We start from the raw sequence: 15,926 nt of genomic DNA, 5'->3' as shown, positions 1-15,926 counted from the left end.
CTCTTGGATAGGGCCTTATCTACATCACGGCCTATCCGAGGGGGAGGTGCAGGAGGGGCGCAGCCCCCTCTTGCATCTCTAAACGCGCGGGTTGCATCCACCTGTACAGGGAGATGTACCCCGTCCCGAAGGGCCGCCCTTCCCCCCGCTACCCCAGGACGTCGTAATAATAGATCCCCGTGATCGAGTCGATGGTCTCGACCATGTCGGTCTTGGCGCTCAGGGCGGGGGGGCCTTTCTTCAGGACTTCGGCGAACCACTTGCCGTCGCCGAGGCCGGGGAGGAGGGTTTCGGGGATCGTGGCGAGGAGGGTGTCGTAGCGCTTCGCGGCGGCTTTCTTCCACGCGGCGGGGGCGGCGGTGTATTTCTTCCGCACGGCCAGGAAGTCGGCCTTGCGGAGCTGGATCGCCTTCTCCCGGCCGGCGCCGAAGCCGAGGTCGGCGGCGTGGCGGAAGAGGAGGGTGTTGATCACGATGTCGGCCGAGTCGGCCTCCTCGATCGGCGGATAGAGCGAGGTGAGCGGGCGGCTCTCGTTGAGGAGCCGGGCGACGAGCCACCGCATCAGCCGGTCCTCGGCCTGCTTCTGGTGGGCGACGTCGCGGTCGTGGACGTAGGACGCATAGCCGGTCCAGCGGTCCTTCGTCCGCGCGCCCGCGAACTTCAGCAGCATGTCGCGGACGGCCGCCGTCGGCTTGTCGTTCTCGAAGACGTAGTTGTAGTTCGCGCCCGGGCCGTCTTTGTCCTGGTGGACCAGGTCGACGAGGCCGATTGCCTTCCCGACGAGGTCGGCGAAGCCGTGGGAGGCGACGTACTGCGCCCACGCCTCGGGATCGGTCTCCCCCTTCGTCGAGGCGGCGACGGCGAGGGAGAGGATGCCGAGGACGATCTCCAACGCCTTGCGGATCGACTCGACGTTCTGGAAGCCGACGAATTTCTTCGCGGCGTCCTTCACGATGTCGCGCAGCTCCTCCTTGCGGAGGGCGGCGAGGGTGACCGGGATCAGCCCCGCCTTGAAGGCGTGGTCGAGGGCCACAGTGACCGGGAGGCCGGTCTCGCGCGTCGCCAGGGCGTTCGCGTTCGGGGAGGAAGGCTTGGTGGGCAAGGGAGGGCGGGAAGCGGTGATTTTCAGAAGCGGTCGAAGACGCCGGGGGCCTTCTTCTCCTCGGGATTCGCCTCGACGATCTTCGCGGCGCGGTCGGAGAGGGTCTGGAGGGCGCGCATCAGGAAGGCTTCCGATTCCTTGGTCTCGGCGAGGACTTCGTCCTCCTCGCCCGGGCCCTCGCCGTGCTTGGTGAGGAGGCCGAGGATCGCCCGCTTCAGCTTGTCGAACTCGGCGGCGGAGTGGTGGTGGATCTCGGCGTAGAGTTCCTGCCAGGTCCCCTGCTGCGCGGCGCTCGGCTCGAATTCGGTGAAGAACTCCGGGCATTCGGTCTCGTAGAGGGGGAGGGCGGTGATGAGGTTCCGCGAGAGGGTGTTCTTCAGCAGCCCGTCGAGGAGGGCGGCCTTCTGCGGGGCGTCGGCGAGGAGGACGACGGGGAGGAGCCGGTCGCTGATGTCGCGCCGGAGGGAGACGAGGACGTTGATCGTCGATCCCTTCAGCGAGCCCCACTCGCCGCCGATCCGCTCCAGGACGCCGAGGAGCTGCTCGGCGGTGATGAAGTGGGTGGCGATGGAGGGCTTCGTGTAGTCGGAGGCGCTGAGGATCTGGCTGACCTCGCCGGGGGTCAGCTCCCCGACGATCACGGCCAGCTGCTCGTCGCCGTGGTCGGCCCCGATGGTGGCCAGGGCGGTCTCGGTCGCCTTCGCGCCCGACGATTTCAGGACGGTGCGGATGTAGAGGGCGCTGGCGTTGGGATTGGCGGGATCGCTCATGGGAAGGGGGGCTTCGGGGTGGGGTGAGGGGGCTGCGGGAATTCCTGGGACCCTCTATTTGAGGGCTTTCTTGATCGTCTCGTTCTTGCGGCCCATCGAGGCGAGGACGACGGCGGCGAGGGCGGCGTCGGGATGGTTCTTCTCCAGGAAGATCCAGACGGGGACGGCGCTCTTCTCCATGGTGACGCCGCCCGATTGGCGCAGCGCGGCGAGGGCCGTCGGCGAGGGGAGGATGTCGAAGTCCTTCAGCTCCGGCCCCTCGGTGAAGCGGATGAAGCCGAGGAAGCCGATGGCGGCGTAGTAGGGGTTCGTGCCGAGGGTCTCGGCGTCGATCGAGGGGACGCTGCGGAGGAGTTCCTCGCGCTCGCGGAGGAACTCGCGGCGGGCCATGTTCTCGGTCTTCTCGCGGGCGAAGTAGCTGCCGACGTATTCGACCATCTGGTCGAACTGCTCTTGATAATTCATTCGTGCGTGGGGTGGGGGGGCTGCTGGAATTGGCTGAAGTAGTCCTCGATGACCGTCATCGCGACCTCGTCGAGGTTCGTGACGAGGGCGACGCTCTGGCTCTCGTCGTAGGCCTTCTTCTTCGCGGCGTCGCCGAGGATGCCGTAGGCCTCGTTGATCGCGAGGAAGAGGGCCGGATCGCCGTTCTTGTCCGGGTGATGGGCATTGGCCAGGCGGCGGTAGGCCGACTTGATCTCCGCCTCGGTGGCGGTGCGGGGAAGGCCGAGATGCTTGTAATAGTCTTTGGACATGGGCGGGAACAGCGGGGTGAACTTTTACCACACTCCCCCGAAATCCCTACAGATATAATTGCGGGGGGAATGGAGCGGGGCGGAAAGCGGCGGGGAAGGCGCTAATGGACCGCTTCCAGGTCGGCGAAGGTCCCGATCCGGACGATCCGCCCCTTTTCGAGGAAGACGATCCGGTTCGCGTGCCGCAGCGTCCCGGAGCGATGGGCGATGACGAAGGTCGTCCGCCCCTTCATCAGCCGCTCCAGGGCCTGCTGGACCAGGGCCTCGCCCTCGATGTCGAGGGCGCTCGTCGCCTCGTCGAGGATCAGGACGCGCGGGTTCCGCAGGAGGGCCCGGGCGATGGAGAGCCGCTGCCGCTGCCCGCCGCTCAGCTGGATGCCGCCCGCGCCGAGGAGGGTGTCGAGGCCCTTCGGGAGGTCGGCGACGAAGCCGGAGGCGTTGGCGGCGCGGACGGCCTCCTGGAGCGCCGCGTCGGTGACGTCGGGGGTGCCGTAGACGATGTTCTCCCGGACCGTGCCGTCGAAGAGGATCGTCTGCTGGCTGACGACGGCGAGGTGGCGGCGGAAGGTCCGGAAATCGATCCCGGCCATGTCGACGCCGTCGAGGACGATCCGCCCCTCGGTCGGCCGGTGGAAGCCGGTGACGAGGCTGGCGAGGGTCGACTTCCCGGAACCGCTGGGGCCGACGATGCCGACGGTCTCCCCGGGGGCGATCTCGAGGGTGATGCCGTCGAGGGCGGGGGCCGGCTTCTCCTCGCCGCCGCGGTAATGGAAGCCGACACCCTCGAAGCGGAAGGCCCCCTTCACGGCGGCGACGGCGACCTTCCCGCGATTCTCCTCGATGTCGGGGCACTGGACGATCTCGCCGATGCTCTCCAGCGCGTCGAAGCCCCGGGTGAGGATCGGCAGGAGGTTCACCAGGCCGAGGACCGAGTTCATGATCGTGGCGAAGTAGCCCGCGAGGAGGGCGATGTCCCCCGGCGAGAGGTGGACGACGCCCCGGATGGCGAGGTAGGCGGCGAGGGAGATGCCGCTGAGGTTGCAGAGCATGAGGACGACCCACATCGAGGCGCCGAAGAACGCCGTGATCCGGTCGAAGGAGCGGGCGACGGCCCGGACGGCCTGGAAGCGGGTGGTCGCCTTGGCGATCTCGGTCTCCTCGACGGCGTGGGCGCGGGTGATCGGGATCATCGAGATCATCCCGATGACCATCGAGTTCATCGCCTCCAGCTCCCGCCGCATCGCCGCGTTGTGGGACTGGAGGCGGGCCGAGACGAGGCGGCGCGTGACCAGGATGATCGGGACGCAGAGCATGAAGACGGGGACGAAGAGGGGCATCCGGACCGCGGTCACGGCGATGGCGACGACGATGCTGATGATCGAGCCGAGGAAGCCGTCGGCCATCGCCCGGACGAGCTGCTCCACCGACTCGATGTCCCGCAGCACCTTCGTCTGGAGGACGCCGCTCTCGATGCTGCTGTGGTAGCCGATGGAGAGGGTCTGGAAGCGGCGGACGAGGGCGGAGCGGAGCCGGATCTCGACGTTGCGGATCGAGCGGCTCAGGTGGTCGGCCCAGAGGACGTGGGTGAGGATGTTCTGGACGACGGCGACGGCGCCGACCGTGATGTTGATCCAGAGGGAGGCCGCCGCCTTCGGCCCGGGATGGGCGACGATGTCGATGATGTTCGCCGTGACGATCGGGAGGATCCAGATCGCGCTCGCCTTGACGACGTAGAGGCAGATGACGAGGAGGACGGAGCGGCGCTCGGGCCAATAGAGGCGGACAAGGGTCCGCCAGGGATGGGCGCTCTGGAACTCGTTTTCGATCGGGTCGATTTGCATGGTGTCGCCGACGAAGCGGCAACGGGGAGTGACTGTATCAGAACCTGGGGGGGACTCAAGGGGGGGCTTGGGGAAAAAGGGAGCCCCTCTCGCGGCACAAAAACCCCCGGCTCCGAAGAGCCGGGGGTTTTTGGCGCAAGGAAGAGGACTTAGTCCTCGATCCCCTTCAGCTTCGCCAGGACGGTGAGGTCTTCCAGCGTCGTGACGTCGCCCTTGATCTCGTCGCCGGCGGCGACCTGCCGGAGGAGGCGGCGCATGATCTTGCCGCTGCGGGTCTTCGGGAGGGCGTCGGCGAATCGGATCTCGTCGGGCTTCGCGATGGGGCCGATCTCCTTGGCGACGTGCTTGCGGAGCTGCTCGGCGACCTCGGGGGAGGAGGCGTTGCCGCCCTTGAGGGTGACGAAGGCGACGACGGCCTGGCCCTTCAGCTCGTCGGGGCGGCCGACGACGGCGGCCTCGGCGACGAGGGGGTGGCTGACGAGGGAGCTCTCCACCTCGGAGGTGCCGAGGCGGTGGCCCGCGACGTTCAGGACGTCGTCGATGCGGCCGATGATCCAGAAGTAGCCGTCCTTGTCCTTGTGCGCGCCGTCGCCGGTCGTGTACGCGCCCTTGATGTCGCCCCAGTAGGCGTCCTTGTAGCGCTGGTCGTCGCCGTAGACGGTGCGGAGCATCGAGGGCCACGGCTGGCGGAGGATGAGCTTGCCCGCGCCGACCTTCACTTCCTTGCCGTTGTCGTCGACGATCGCGGCATCGACGCCGAAGAACGGGAGGCCCGCGCCGCCCGGCTTCATGTCGAGGCCGGGGAGGGTGAGGATCATGTGGGAGCCGGTCTCCGTCTGCCACCAGGTGTCGACGATGGGGCACCGCTTGCCGCCGATCTTGTCGTGGTACCAGACCCAGGCCTCGGGATTGATCGGCTCGCCGACGCTGCCGAGGATGCGGAGGGAGGAGAGGTCGTGCTTCGCGGGCCAGTGGTCGCCCCACTTGATGAAGGAGCGGATCGCCGTCGGCGCGGTGTAGAGGATGTTCACCTTGTGCTTCGCGATCAGCTCCCAGAACCGGTCGGGGTTCGGCTGGTTCGGCGCGCCCTCGTACATGAAGGTGGTGCCGCCGTTGGCGAGGATGCCGTAGGTGACGTAGCTGTGGCCGGTGATCCAGCCGATGTCGGCGGTGCAGAAGAAGATGTCGGCGGGGCGGAGGTCGAAGGCGTACTTCGTCGTCAGCTGCGCGCCGAGGAGGTAGCCCGCGCTGGTGTGGAGGATCCCCTTCGGCTTCCCGGTGCTGCCGCTGGTGTAGAGGATGAAGAGGGGGTGCTCGCTGTCGAAGCCGACGGCGGGGCAGACGTCGGAGACCTTCGCCGTCTCCTCGTGGATCCAGAGGTCGCGCCCGGCCTCGACCGTGACGGGCTGGCCGGTGCGGCGGACGACGAGGACGGTCTTCACGCCGGGGGCGCCGCCGTTGGCGAGGGCCTTGTCGACGTTCTCCTTCAGCGGGACGACCGCGCCGCGGCGGTAGCCGCCGTCGGCGGTGATGATGAGCTTCGCGCCCGAGTCGTTGCTCCGGTCCTTCAGCGATTCGGAGCTGAAGCCGCCGAAGACGACGTTGTGGACCGCGCCGATGCGGGCGCAGGCGAGCATGGCGACGATCGCCTCGGGGATCATCGGGAGGTAGATGACGACGCGGTCCCCGGCGGCGATGCCGTGTTTCTTCAGGACGTTGGCGAAGAGGCAGACCTGGCGGTGAAGCTGCTGGTAGGTGAGGGTGACGACTTCGCCGGGCTCGCCTTCCCAGATGATCGCGGCCTGGTTGCGGCGGGGGGTCTCGAGGTGGCGGTCGACGCAGTTGGCGGCGACGTTGATCTTGCCGCCGGTGAACCACTTCGCATGGGGGCTCTTCCACTCGAGGACTTTCTTGAACGGCTTCACCCACGCGAGGTTCTTCGCCTGATTCTTCCAGAAGCTCTCGGGATTCGAGAGGGACTGCTTGTGGAGCTTCTTGTAGGCGGCGAGGTCCTTGATCAGCGTCTCCCCGAGGTGCTTGCGGGAGGGCTTGAAAACGCGCGTTTCTTTCAGAACGGAATCGATGGCGATAACGTCTTTTTTCGCCGTGGCGGGAGCTTTTTTAGCGGTGGGCATAGGGTAAATCAGGGGGAAGAGAGATACTGTCCTTATCAATGTTGAGGCCGTACTTCAAGTGCGATAAGTGCGATGGCCGCATTTGAGAGGGAAGAGGCGAAACTCGGACGCGCCTCATCTGCCAAGCGCCCCTCTCCCAATAGGAGTCTGGGCGTATTGCCCCCGTCTCTCCCTATCGCACGTACCCTCGGGCGCTCCGGGAAGCAGCGGATTTTAATTCAGTTCGGAGACGAGGCGCCGCCCAAGCGCGTCCGCCTAGTTCAGGCCCTCAGAACAGGAGGTCACGGAGGGGCGAAGCCCCTCTGTGGCTATAAAGCGGGTCGCCTCCAGCTGTACAGGGTTGACCGCGCAAGTCCCGAAGGGCTCTCCGAAAGACGGCGCTGAGGACGCGTTGTTCTCCCAAGCGTCTCTCTCCCAAGCGCCCCCCTACGCCTCGACCAGTTCGATCTCCATGTACTTCTCCAGCCGGGTGAAGAGGAAAGTCCGGTGGATTGTCGGGCTGGTGATCCGGGCGGCGATCTTCGCGGGGTGGGCCTGGGCCTTCTTGATGAGGCTGACGATGATGTTGAGGCCCATCGAGTCGATGAGCTTCGCCTGGGTGAGGTCGAGGAGGAGGAGGGTCCAGGTTCCCTTTTTCACCTCGTCGCTGGTGAGGATGCTGTCGAGCCCGGCGACGATCTTGTCGAAGGTGGTGCTCAGGAGGTCGTTGCCGATCTCGATGCGGAGGGTCTTCGTCTCGGCGTCGAGGGTGTGGACGATGGAGGCCATGTCAGGGTGTGGGGTCGATGTCGAAGTCGAGGATGAGGATAGCCCCCTGGCGTTCCATGGTCATTCGGTCGCACAAAAGGCGGACCATGCTCAAGCCTAGATGCTTTTCCCGCAATTGATCAAGCTCTTCGATGCGGCGGTGGATGTCGAAGTTGTGGCCGGCACCGGTGTCCTCCACCCGGAGGCGGAGGCGGCCCCCCTCGCGGGCGGGGGAGAGGGGGGCGGAGGCCGCGCCGGAAGCGGCGGCGGGGGGCCGGGGCTGCCAGGCGATGTGGAGGGAGCTGAGGCTCTCCTTCCGCCCCTGGGAGCCGTGTTTCATGGCGTTGAGGACCATTTCCCGGCAGCAGAGGAGGATGTCCCCGAGGCGGCCCTTGGGGAGGGTGCCGAGGGCAAGGGCGAGGCTCCGTTCCCACCGTTTCTGGAGGAGGTCGATGTCGGCGGCGCGGTCCCCGGCGTGGTGCTCCAGGAGGAGAGGGAAGAAGGGATCGGCGATGTCGGGGGGGGAGGTGCGGAGGATGAGGATGTCGTCGTGGCCCCGGCGGATCAGCTCCTTGTTCTCGACCTCGAGCTTCGGGTTGAGGAGGCGGTGGAGGAGGCAGCGGGGGTCGACGTCGAGGGCCTCGGCGAGGTCCTCCAGGCCGTCGCTGTAGAGGCAGAGGCTGTGGAGGGCGGGATCGCCGGCGGGGGTGTCGAGGGGGAGGCGGGTCTCGTTCGGGTCGAGGGCGTCGAACCAGCCGAGGGGCGGGCGGAGGTCGGCGATCGAGGTCAGCCGCCCGGCGGCGTCGCTCCACGTGGCGGGGGGGAAGCCGTAGTTGTGGAGGAGGTATTCCCGCCGCTTCGGATCGGTGACGAGGAAGGTGCAGGCGAGGGAGAAGCCGACGCCGATGCCGTCGCTGGCCGGGCGGCTCCACTCGCGGAGCAGCATGTCGTTGAAGGTGTGGGCGATTTCCTTGATCGGCGTCCCCTGGGCGGCGAGGGCGCGGACGACGCCCTGGAAGTAGGCGGAGACGAAGCCCGCCTTGAGGTCGTGCCCGGAGACGTCGCCGCAGAAGAAGACGTGCCGCCCGTCGTCGGTCGGGATGTGGGTGGAGAAGTCGCCGCCGACGTCGCTCCGCGTGTGGATGACGATCTCGGCCGGGGGCCGCCCGTGCTGCTCGGGGGAGTAGGCGGGGCCGAGGAGGTGGCTCTGGAGGCGGCTGACCTCGCGGATCGCCTCCTCGTTCGACCGCGCGCGGCGGCGCTCCGTCGTCGTCTCCGCCGCGGCGCGGATCGACTTGCCGAGCTGCTCGCGGGAGACCGGCTTCTCGAGGAAATCGACGGCCCCGCCGCGGAGGCTGGCGGCGATGAGCGATTTCTCCCCCTCGGCGGTGACGACGATGGTCGCCAGCGTGTCGTCCCGGTCCTGGATCCACTGGAGGAGGTCGAGGCCGCTGACGCCGGGCATGCGGTAGTCGGTGATGACGCAGTCGAGGCCCGCGGTCCCGCGCTCCTGCATGAACTGCTGGGCGGCCCGCCCGCCGACGGCGGTATGGGCCTCGCACCCGATCTTCGTCAGGTTGCGGGAAAAGAGGAGGAGCGTCGGCTCGTCGTCGTCGACGACGAGGACGACGGGCCGGGGGAGGGCGGAGGGCGTGTCGGGCATGGACGGGACGGTCTCGGGGGGACTCGGAGGACGCGTGATGGCGAGGTTGAGATCGGTAGGCGGTCCCCCCCGGGACTCCCCTATTGTTCCTCCCGACGCGAAAAAAGCGAGTCTTCCGTTTGCGCTTTCCTGCGGAGGGGGAAAGCCTTAGGATCGCCCTCACCCCATGCGTCCTTCCCTCCGCGCCGTTCCGCTCCTCGGGTCCCTCCTTCCCCTGCTCCTTCTGAGCCTCGCCTTCTTCGCCGCGGCGGGGACGGCCCGCGCCCAGCTGAAGCTCGGCGTCGAGACGGAGCGGATGAATTACCTCCTCTACGAGGCGATCCCCCTCCGGCTGACCATCGAGAACGCCGCCGGGTTCGATCTCTCCTTCGCCGACGCCGGGGAGAAGCCGTGGCTCTCCTTCTACATCACGCGGGAGGACGGCTCCGTCGTCGCCCCGGACCGGAAGGCCGCCCGGGAGCCCCTCCTCCTCGCCGCCGGAAAGCGGACGACGCTGGCGATCGACCTCACGCCGCTCTACGCGATGCGGGCGACGGGTCGGTACAAGGTCCAGGCCGTCATCGATCTCGCCGACCGGGAGTACCTCTCCAGCCCCCTCTTCATCACCCTCGTCCCCGGGCAGACGGTGTGGCGGGAGCGGCGTCCGGTCGAGGGCTCCATGCGGACCTATTCCCTCGTCCGCTTCGCCCCGACGATGAAGAACACCGACCTCTACCTCCGCGTCGAGGACGAGGCGCTGAACACCGTCTACGCCAACATCCTCCTCGGCGAGATCGTCGATCTGGAGACCCCCGTGACGAAGTTCGACAACCAGGGCCATCTCCACATCCTGAGCCTCGCCGGGAGCTCCCTTTACCGCTACAGCCGCGCGGGCGTCGACGGGAACATCGAGGCCCAGGCCAGCTACTATTCCCTCAACGAGAGCCAGCCCCACCTCGAAAGCGCCTCCGACGGCGCGATCTACGTCTCCGGCGGGCGCGAGGAAAACCCCTCGATCCGGCGGACGCGGCTCTCCGACGGACAGTCAAAAGTCCAGAAGCCAGCCGCGCAGTAGGCTGAATCCCCTTCGGTTCCCCGGCCCCCGGACGCGTGATTCGTCCCAAGCGTTCCTCTCCCGATAGGAGTCTGGGCGTATGGGTACTGCTCCCCCTTCAGTACGTACCCTCGGGCGTACCGGAACCATCCGATTTTAATCCAGTTAGGAGACGAGGCGCCGCCAAAACGCGTCCGCCTAGCTAAGGCCCTCCGAAGGGGAGGTTCGAGGAGGGGCAAAGCCCCTCTTGGGCTATAAAGCGGGTCGCCTCCAGCTGTACAGGGTCGACCGCGCAAGCCCCGAAGGGCAGCTCCCCCCCCTACTTCCGCCCCCGATGCAGCGCCACAATCCCCCCCGTAAGATTCCGCCACCCCGCCTCCGCAAAGCCGCATTCCTTCAGCAACGCCGCCAACCGAGACTGGCTCGGAAACGCCCGGATCGAGTCCCCGAGGTAGGTATAAGCCTCCCTCGGCGCACCGACAGCCGCGGCCAAAGTCGGCAGGAAATGGCGGAGATAAAAGAAATAAAACGGCGCGAAGACCGGCCACGGATGGGAAAATTCCAAGATGTAAAGCACCCCTCCCGGCGCGAGTACCCGCCCGATCTCCCGCAGCCCCGCAGCCCGGTCCTCCAGATTCCGAAAACCGAAGGCGATCGTCACCGCATCGAAGCTCCCATCGGCAAAGGGGAGTCGAAGACCATCAGCGAGAACGAGAGGACCGATCCCCTTTTTCCGCGCCTCCTCCAGCATCGGAAGGCAGAAGTCGGCACCCAGGCTCACGCCGGAATCGGCCAGCGCCCCATCCTCCCGGAGGGCGCGGAGGACGTCCCCGCTCCCCGTCGCCAGGTCGAGGAGGCGGGCCGGTTTCTGCCGCGCCACCTCCCGGGTCAGCGCCCGCCGCCAGGCCTTGTCCCGGCCGCCGCTCAGGAGGCGATTGAGGAAATCGTACCGGGGGGCGACGCGGTTGAACATCGCCTGGACTTTCGTCCGTTCCTGCTGGGGGGCTGTGGTCATCGGGAGGGAAGGGGGGACACGTGTCGGGCCTGTCGCGGGGTTTTAACACGGGGAAGTGCGTTTTGCACTTTGTATCCGGGCCGGGAGGCGTTTAAAATGGGGGGGCCGTGATCCTGAACCTCGACCTCCACGCCCACTCCCGCTTCTCCTCCGACGGTGTCTCCGAGCCGGAAGAGATGGTCGCCGTCGCGAAGGCGCGGGGTCTCCACGGCTTCGCGATCACCGATCACAACACCAGCGCCTGCGTTGAATACTTCGAGTCGAAGGGCCTCCTCCGCGCCGACGGGGAGCCGGTCGACGGCTTCCTCATCATCCCGGGGCAGGAGATCTCGACCCGGGAGGGCCACCTCCTTGCCCTCGGCATCCGCCTCCCCGACCTGAAGGGGATCCCCGCGGCCGAGGCCGTCGAGCTGATCCACAAGCAGGGCGGCATCGCGATCCCGCCCCACCCCTATGATTCCTTCCGCGCCGGGATCCGGGAGTCGGTCCTCGACACCCTCCCCTTCGACGCCCTGGAGGTCTTCAACGCCGCCACCACCTTCCGCCGCTGGAACCAGCAGGCCTTCGACTACGCCGAGCGGCGCGGCCTCCCGATGACGGCGGCGAGCGATTCCCACCACGTCGAGGCCCTCGGGGTCTCCTACTCGATCCTCGATGCCGAGACCTTCAACGTCGCCGGGGTCCTGAAGGCCGTCGTGAAGCATCCCCGCCTCCAGCAGCGTTACCTCACGCGGAAGGAAGCGCTGCGGAAGACCTTCAACAACGTCTTCCGCTTCGGCGCGCGGAAGAAGGCGAAAGCGAAGGCCGAAGCCCAAGCCACCGCCGCGGCCTCCATCCCCCGGGCCTAGCCCCCGCCGGGGCCCAGACCATCATGCCGGGCCGGGTTCTCTTCCTCGAATCGCATCACGGCGTCGAGCGCCTCTTCACCCGGGGCCTCCGTTCCGGCGTCCGTGCGGTCGGGAAGGAACCGGTCGTCCTCTTCCTCCGCGACGAGGCCGGGCAGCCCCGCCCCGTCGAGGCCCTCCGGGGGGAGATCGCCGCCGCCGCCCCGGAACGGATTGCCTTCCTGATGGACACCCCCCTTGCGTGGCCCGGGCTGTGGTACGACGCCCGCCTGCGGGAGATCCCGAAGGCGGCGCTGTGGTACGACGACTTCTACCGCTGCCCCGCCACCATGGCCCCCGAGGGGGTGGCGATCTGGAAGCGGTGGCACGAGGAGGCCCGCGTCGCCGTTTTCTTCCACGACGGCTGGTGGCGCGGGGAGTGGGAACGGCACGCCCGATTCCCCGCCCTGCCGACTGACCTCTCCGCCGACGCCGCCTTCGTCGAGGGGGGGATGGCGACGGAAGCGGAGGCGCTCTATCCCGAGCTGGCCGACCACGCCGTCTTCCTCGGAACCGTCCCCGCACGGGCGGCGCTCGAGGCGAAGCTCGCCTCCTTCCCGCCCCCCGTCGTCGAGTGGATCGCCGCCTCGACCGCCGCGATGGAGGAGGCCGCCTGGCCCTTCCCCGCCTACGCCCTCGCCGATGCCGTCGCCGCCGCCCTTCCGCCGAAACGGAAGCTGATCCTCGACCGCTGGCTCGCCACGCCGTCGGCCCTCGCCCTGGCCCGGTACGAAATCTGGCGCTGGGGGAAACGGGTCGCCCGCCTCCGGGGCCTCCGCGCCCTGGCGCAACGGGTCCCCGTCGCCGTCCTGAGCGGCCACCGGACCGAGGTCTTCGCCCGCGAGGAGGAACTGCGCCGGGAACTCGGAACGGGGGTCGCTTTTCGGGAGACGACCGACATTCCCGCCGCCCGCTGGCCCGCCCTCTTCCGCGCCGGGGCCCTCCAGGTCCAATGGCTCGACCCGCAGAGCATCGAGTCGGGCGCGCCCTTCCGGATGTTCGAGACGGCGGCGGCGGGCGTTCCCCTCCTCACCGACGGACGCCCCGGCTATCCCGCCCTCTTCGCCCCGGAGCGGGAGATGTTCTACGCCGCTGACGAGGCCGCGCTGGCCGACCGAGCTATGCTATTGATGAGGGATCGGGAGGCGCTGTGCGAGACCGGGCGGCGGGCGCGGGAGGCGTTCCTCGCGCGCCATACGTGGGGGGAGCGCTGGCGGGCGATCGAGGCGGCCTCGGATCAGCTCCGCGCCAGGACGTAGAGCGTCGCCCCCGCCACATTCAATAGCCCGGCGAAAATCATCACCAGCCCCGCGATCGCCGCCGCCTCGTCTCCCCGTTCCCGCGCCCGGGCCACCCCCGCGCCATGGGCTCCCATCCCCAGCATCGCCCCCGAGGTGAAGGAGCAGCTGACCGAGCGCAGGCCGAGGCCGAACCCGGCGGCCAGCTTCGACCGGAGCGGCAGCCATTGGAGGAACCCTTCGCCGATCGCCGCGCCGAAGAGTCCCGTCGCCGCCGTCAGGGAGGCGGTCAATTCCGGGATGCCGCCGAGCCGCTCCGAGACGGCGAGCGCGAAGGGCGTCGTCACCGAGCGGGGGAGGAGGCTCGCCTCGATCTCGGGCGGGAGGTGGAGGAGATGGGCCAGCGCCCACCCGCTGCCGAGCGAGGCGAGGCTTCCCGCGACGACGCCCGCCGCGATCGTCCGGCCGTGATGCCGGATCAGCGCCCGCTGCCGGTAGACCGGGAGGGCGAAGGCGACCGTCGCCGGGCCGAGGAGGAAGACGAACCAGTGGGCCCCGCGCAGGTATTCCGGGTAGGGCGTCCGGGAGAGGAAGAGGAGGAGGCCGCAGAGGAGCCACGTCACCAGGAGCGGGGCCGTCCACCAGCGCCGGTGCCGTCGATAGAGCCGGAGCGCGGCGACGTAAAACGCCAGCGTGATCCCGATCCAGAGAAGCGGGACGACGACGTTCATGAGGAAGGGGCCGGCGGTTCCGTCCGCGCCCGACCGAGGCTGAGGTCGATGACGAGGGCCGTCGTCGCCATCACGAGGAGGGTCCCGACGACGACGGCGAGGAGGAGCTTCAGTCCGAGCGGGCCGAGGAGCTCCGGCCTGCCGATCAGGGAGACCATCGCGGGGACGAAGAACAGCGTGAGGTGGTTCAGCAGCCCCGACGCCCCCTTCTGGAACCAGCGCGGGGAGAGCCACCGCTGCCGGAGGCAGAAAATCACGAGGAAGAACCCGACGACGCCGGGAGGGAGCGGGATGCGGAGCGCCGTCGCCAGGAGCTGGCTCCCCGCCCAGATCGCCGTGAGGAAGCCGACCTGCAATGCCGCGCTCTGCCGGTAGCCGAGCGAGGCCAGCCGGAGCAGCCGGGGCATCCGGAACGGAGGGGGAGGATCGGAAGCGGGCTTCATCGAAGGAAAAGGATGCCTCCCGAATCGGAATTCCAGAAATGAATTGATGGAATAATCGAGATTCCAAAACGGAATGAAATGCCCCAGATTGCACGGCATGGAAATCCGGCACGTGCGGGCGTTGAAGGAGGTCGTCGAACAGGGCGGCTTCTCCAAGGCGGCCAAGACCCTCGGAGCGACCCAGTCGACCGTCAGCAAGGCCGTCGCCCAGCTCGAGCACGATTGCGGCTCCCCCCTCCTCGACCGGAGCGCCCGGTCGGGACGGCCCCGCCTTACCGCCGCCGGGGAGGTCGTCTACCGGCGCGGCCTCGCCCTCCTGCGGGAGCAGGAGGGGCTGCGCGGCGACCTCGACGCCCTGAACGGCCTCCGCCGGGGCCACCTCGACCTCGGCATCCCGCCCCTCGGCAGCGGCACCCTCTTCGCCGGGGCCATCGCCGAATACCGCCGCCGCCATCCCGGCATCGAGATCCGGCTGAAGGAAGCGGGCGGGCGGTGGCTCGAGGAAAAAGTCGTCGCCGGGGAGCTCGAACTCGGCGTCACCCTGCCGCCCCTCCTGAAGGGATGCGCCTGGAGGGAAATCCACCGGGAGCCCCTCATGGCCCTCCTTCCCCCCGGCTTCGCCTGGCCGAAGGGAAAGCCGATCCGGCTGAAAGACCTCGCCGGGCAGCCCTTCGTCCTCTTCGAGGAAGGCTTCTCCCTCAACGCCGTCATCGAGAGCGCCTGCCGCAAGCGCGGCTTCTCCCCCGCCGAGGCCGCCCGCAGCGCCCAGCCCGATTTCATCATCGCCCTCGTCGCCGCCGGGCTCGGCGTCGGGATACTCCCCCGCCTCGTCGTCGAAGTCCGCCGCCTCCTTCCCATCCGCGCCATCCCCCTCGCCGACGCCGACCTCGGCTGGACCCCCGGCCTCATCTGGCGCCGGGGCCGCCCCCTCTCCCCCGCCGCCCGCGCCTGGACCGGCCTCCTGCGGGAAACCTTCCCCGCCTTCCGGCTCGGCAAAAATAACCGTGGCGGCCCTGGCGACCAGCCCCCCTCCTTGTGATAGAGTCATCCCCATGAAAATCGGCCGCATCACCCTCAGCGACCGGGCCTCCTCCGGCCTCTACGAAGACCAGAGCGGTCCCGAGATCGAGCGCGTCATCTCCGCGTGCTTCGACGAGCCCGTCGACTTCGTCCGCGTCCTCATGCCCGACGACCTCCCCGGCCTCACCGCCCTCCTGAAGCGGCTGGCCGACGACGAGCGCCTTCCCCTCGTCGTCACCACCGGCGGCACCGGCCCCGCCCCCCGCGACATCACCCCCGAGGCGACCCGCGCCGTCCTCGAAAAAGAGCTCCCCGGCTTCGGCGAGCTCATGCGCCGCCATTCCTACGACATCGCCCGCGTCCCCACCGCCCTCCTCTCCCGCGCCACCGCCGGCATCCGAGGCGGCACCCTCATCGTCAACCTCCCCGGCAAACCCCGGGCCATCGGGGAGTGCCTCCCCCCCCTCCTCCCGGCCATCGCCGAGTGCCTGGAACATATTTCTGGATTCCGCCCCAAACTTCGGTAAGATCCCATCTCGCTTCCTTCCT

Annotated in this window: 16 protein-coding genes; 5 read left to right on the top strand and 11 right to left on the bottom strand. The window is 68.4% G+C overall.

Annotation, left to right across the window (positions count from 1 at the left end):
- Window positions 1–148 precede the first annotated feature (148 nt).
- The 8 genes from BLU04_RS02620 to BLU04_RS02585 all read right to left on the bottom strand — a co-directional run bounded on the left by BLU04_RS02620 (window position 149) and on the right by BLU04_RS02585 (window position 9,013).
- Window positions 149–1,102 (bottom strand): hypothetical protein, encoded by a 954-nt coding sequence (locus BLU04_RS02620; protein ID WP_093281850.1) that lies wholly within the window; start codon window positions 1,100–1,102, stop codon window positions 149–151.
- A 23-nt stretch (window positions 1,103–1,125) separates the two neighbouring features.
- Window positions 1,126–1,872: a hypothetical protein gene (locus BLU04_RS02615; protein WP_093281847.1), complete on the bottom strand. Its 747-nt coding sequence runs from the start codon at window positions 1,870–1,872 to the stop codon at window positions 1,126–1,128.
- Window positions 1,873–1,926: 54 nt separating this feature from the next.
- The gene (locus BLU04_RS02610) at window positions 1,927–2,337 is read right to left on the bottom strand and encodes a hypothetical protein (protein WP_093281845.1); all 411 of its coding nucleotides are present in this window, start codon (window positions 2,335–2,337) and stop codon (window positions 1,927–1,929) included.
- On the bottom strand, window positions 2,334–2,627 hold the full coding sequence (locus tag BLU04_RS02605) for a DnaJ domain-containing protein (RefSeq protein WP_093281842.1): 294 nt from the start codon (window positions 2,625–2,627) through the stop codon (window positions 2,334–2,336). The genes BLU04_RS02610 and BLU04_RS02605 overlap by 4 nt, the downstream gene beginning before the upstream one ends.
- A gap of 101 nt (window positions 2,628–2,728) precedes the next feature.
- Window positions 2,729–4,468 carry an ABC transporter ATP-binding protein gene (locus BLU04_RS02600; RefSeq protein WP_093281839.1) on the bottom strand — a complete coding sequence of 580 codons (1,740 nt, stop codon included), beginning with the start codon at window positions 4,466–4,468 and terminating at the stop codon, window positions 2,729–2,731.
- A gap of 149 nt (window positions 4,469–4,617) precedes the next feature.
- Window positions 4,618–6,603: an acetate--CoA ligase gene (gene acs, locus BLU04_RS02595; RefSeq protein ID WP_093281836.1), complete on the bottom strand. Its 1,986-nt coding sequence runs from the start codon at window positions 6,601–6,603 to the stop codon at window positions 4,618–4,620.
- A gap of 426 nt (window positions 6,604–7,029) precedes the next feature.
- Complete coding sequence (locus BLU04_RS02590) at window positions 7,030–7,371, bottom strand: STAS domain-containing protein (protein ID WP_093281833.1); 342 nt, start codon at window positions 7,369–7,371, stop codon at window positions 7,030–7,032.
- Between the two features lies 1 nt (window position 7,372).
- Window positions 7,373–9,013, bottom strand: a complete 1,641-nt coding sequence (locus BLU04_RS02585; RefSeq protein WP_093281830.1) for a response regulator — start codon at window positions 9,011–9,013, stop codon at window positions 7,373–7,375.
- A gap of 166 nt (window positions 9,014–9,179) precedes the next feature.
- Between BLU04_RS02585 and BLU04_RS02580 the strand changes: the two genes are divergently transcribed.
- Window positions 9,180–10,067 carry a hypothetical protein gene (locus BLU04_RS02580; RefSeq protein ID WP_093281829.1) on the top strand — a complete coding sequence of 296 codons (888 nt, stop codon included), beginning with the start codon at window positions 9,180–9,182 and terminating at the stop codon, window positions 10,065–10,067.
- 298 nt (window positions 10,068–10,365) lie between these two features.
- Here the strand turns inward: BLU04_RS02580 and BLU04_RS02575 are convergent, their stop codons facing one another.
- Window positions 10,366–11,061: a class I SAM-dependent methyltransferase gene (locus BLU04_RS02575; protein WP_093281826.1), complete on the bottom strand. Its 696-nt coding sequence runs from the start codon at window positions 11,059–11,061 to the stop codon at window positions 10,366–10,368.
- A gap of 107 nt (window positions 11,062–11,168) precedes the next feature.
- Between BLU04_RS02575 and BLU04_RS02570 the strand changes: the two genes are divergently transcribed.
- Entirely contained in the window at window positions 11,169–11,909 is a 741-nt protein-coding gene (locus BLU04_RS02570; protein WP_093281824.1) for a PHP domain-containing protein, read from the top strand.
- A 23-nt stretch (window positions 11,910–11,932) separates the two neighbouring features.
- On the top strand, window positions 11,933–13,204 hold the full coding sequence (locus BLU04_RS02565) for a glycosyltransferase (protein WP_093281821.1): 1,272 nt from the start codon (window positions 11,933–11,935) through the stop codon (window positions 13,202–13,204).
- Here BLU04_RS02565 and BLU04_RS02560 read toward each other — a convergent pair.
- Window positions 13,183–13,914: an LrgB family protein gene (locus tag BLU04_RS02560; RefSeq protein ID WP_093281819.1), complete on the bottom strand. Its 732-nt coding sequence runs from the start codon at window positions 13,912–13,914 to the stop codon at window positions 13,183–13,185. The genes BLU04_RS02565 and BLU04_RS02560 overlap by 22 nt on opposite strands.
- Window positions 13,911–14,357 carry a CidA/LrgA family protein gene (locus tag BLU04_RS02555; protein WP_157895044.1) on the bottom strand — a complete coding sequence of 149 codons (447 nt, stop codon included), beginning with the start codon at window positions 14,355–14,357 and terminating at the stop codon, window positions 13,911–13,913. Before BLU04_RS02555 ends, BLU04_RS02560 begins: the two co-directional genes overlap by 4 nt.
- A 97-nt stretch (window positions 14,358–14,454) precedes the next feature.
- On the opposite strand from BLU04_RS02555, the gene BLU04_RS02550 reads away from it, so the two are divergent.
- Window positions 14,455–15,396 (top strand): LysR family transcriptional regulator, encoded by a 942-nt coding sequence (locus tag BLU04_RS02550; protein WP_093281814.1) that lies wholly within the window; start codon window positions 14,455–14,457, stop codon window positions 15,394–15,396.
- Between the two features lie 13 nt (window positions 15,397–15,409).
- Window positions 15,410–15,904 carry a molybdopterin adenylyltransferase gene (gene mog, locus BLU04_RS02545; protein ID WP_093281811.1) on the top strand — a complete coding sequence of 165 codons (495 nt, stop codon included), beginning with the start codon at window positions 15,410–15,412 and terminating at the stop codon, window positions 15,902–15,904.
- Window positions 15,905–15,926: the final 22 nt, after the last annotated feature.

It is taken from the genome of Verrucomicrobium sp. GAS474 (assembly GCF_900105685.1).
In the GTDB taxonomy this organism is placed as follows: Bacteria; Verrucomicrobiota; Verrucomicrobiia; order Methylacidiphilales; family GAS474; genus GAS474.
Note: the sequence above shows the minus strand (reverse complement) of the source record. Positions and strands in the feature narration are given on the sequence as shown.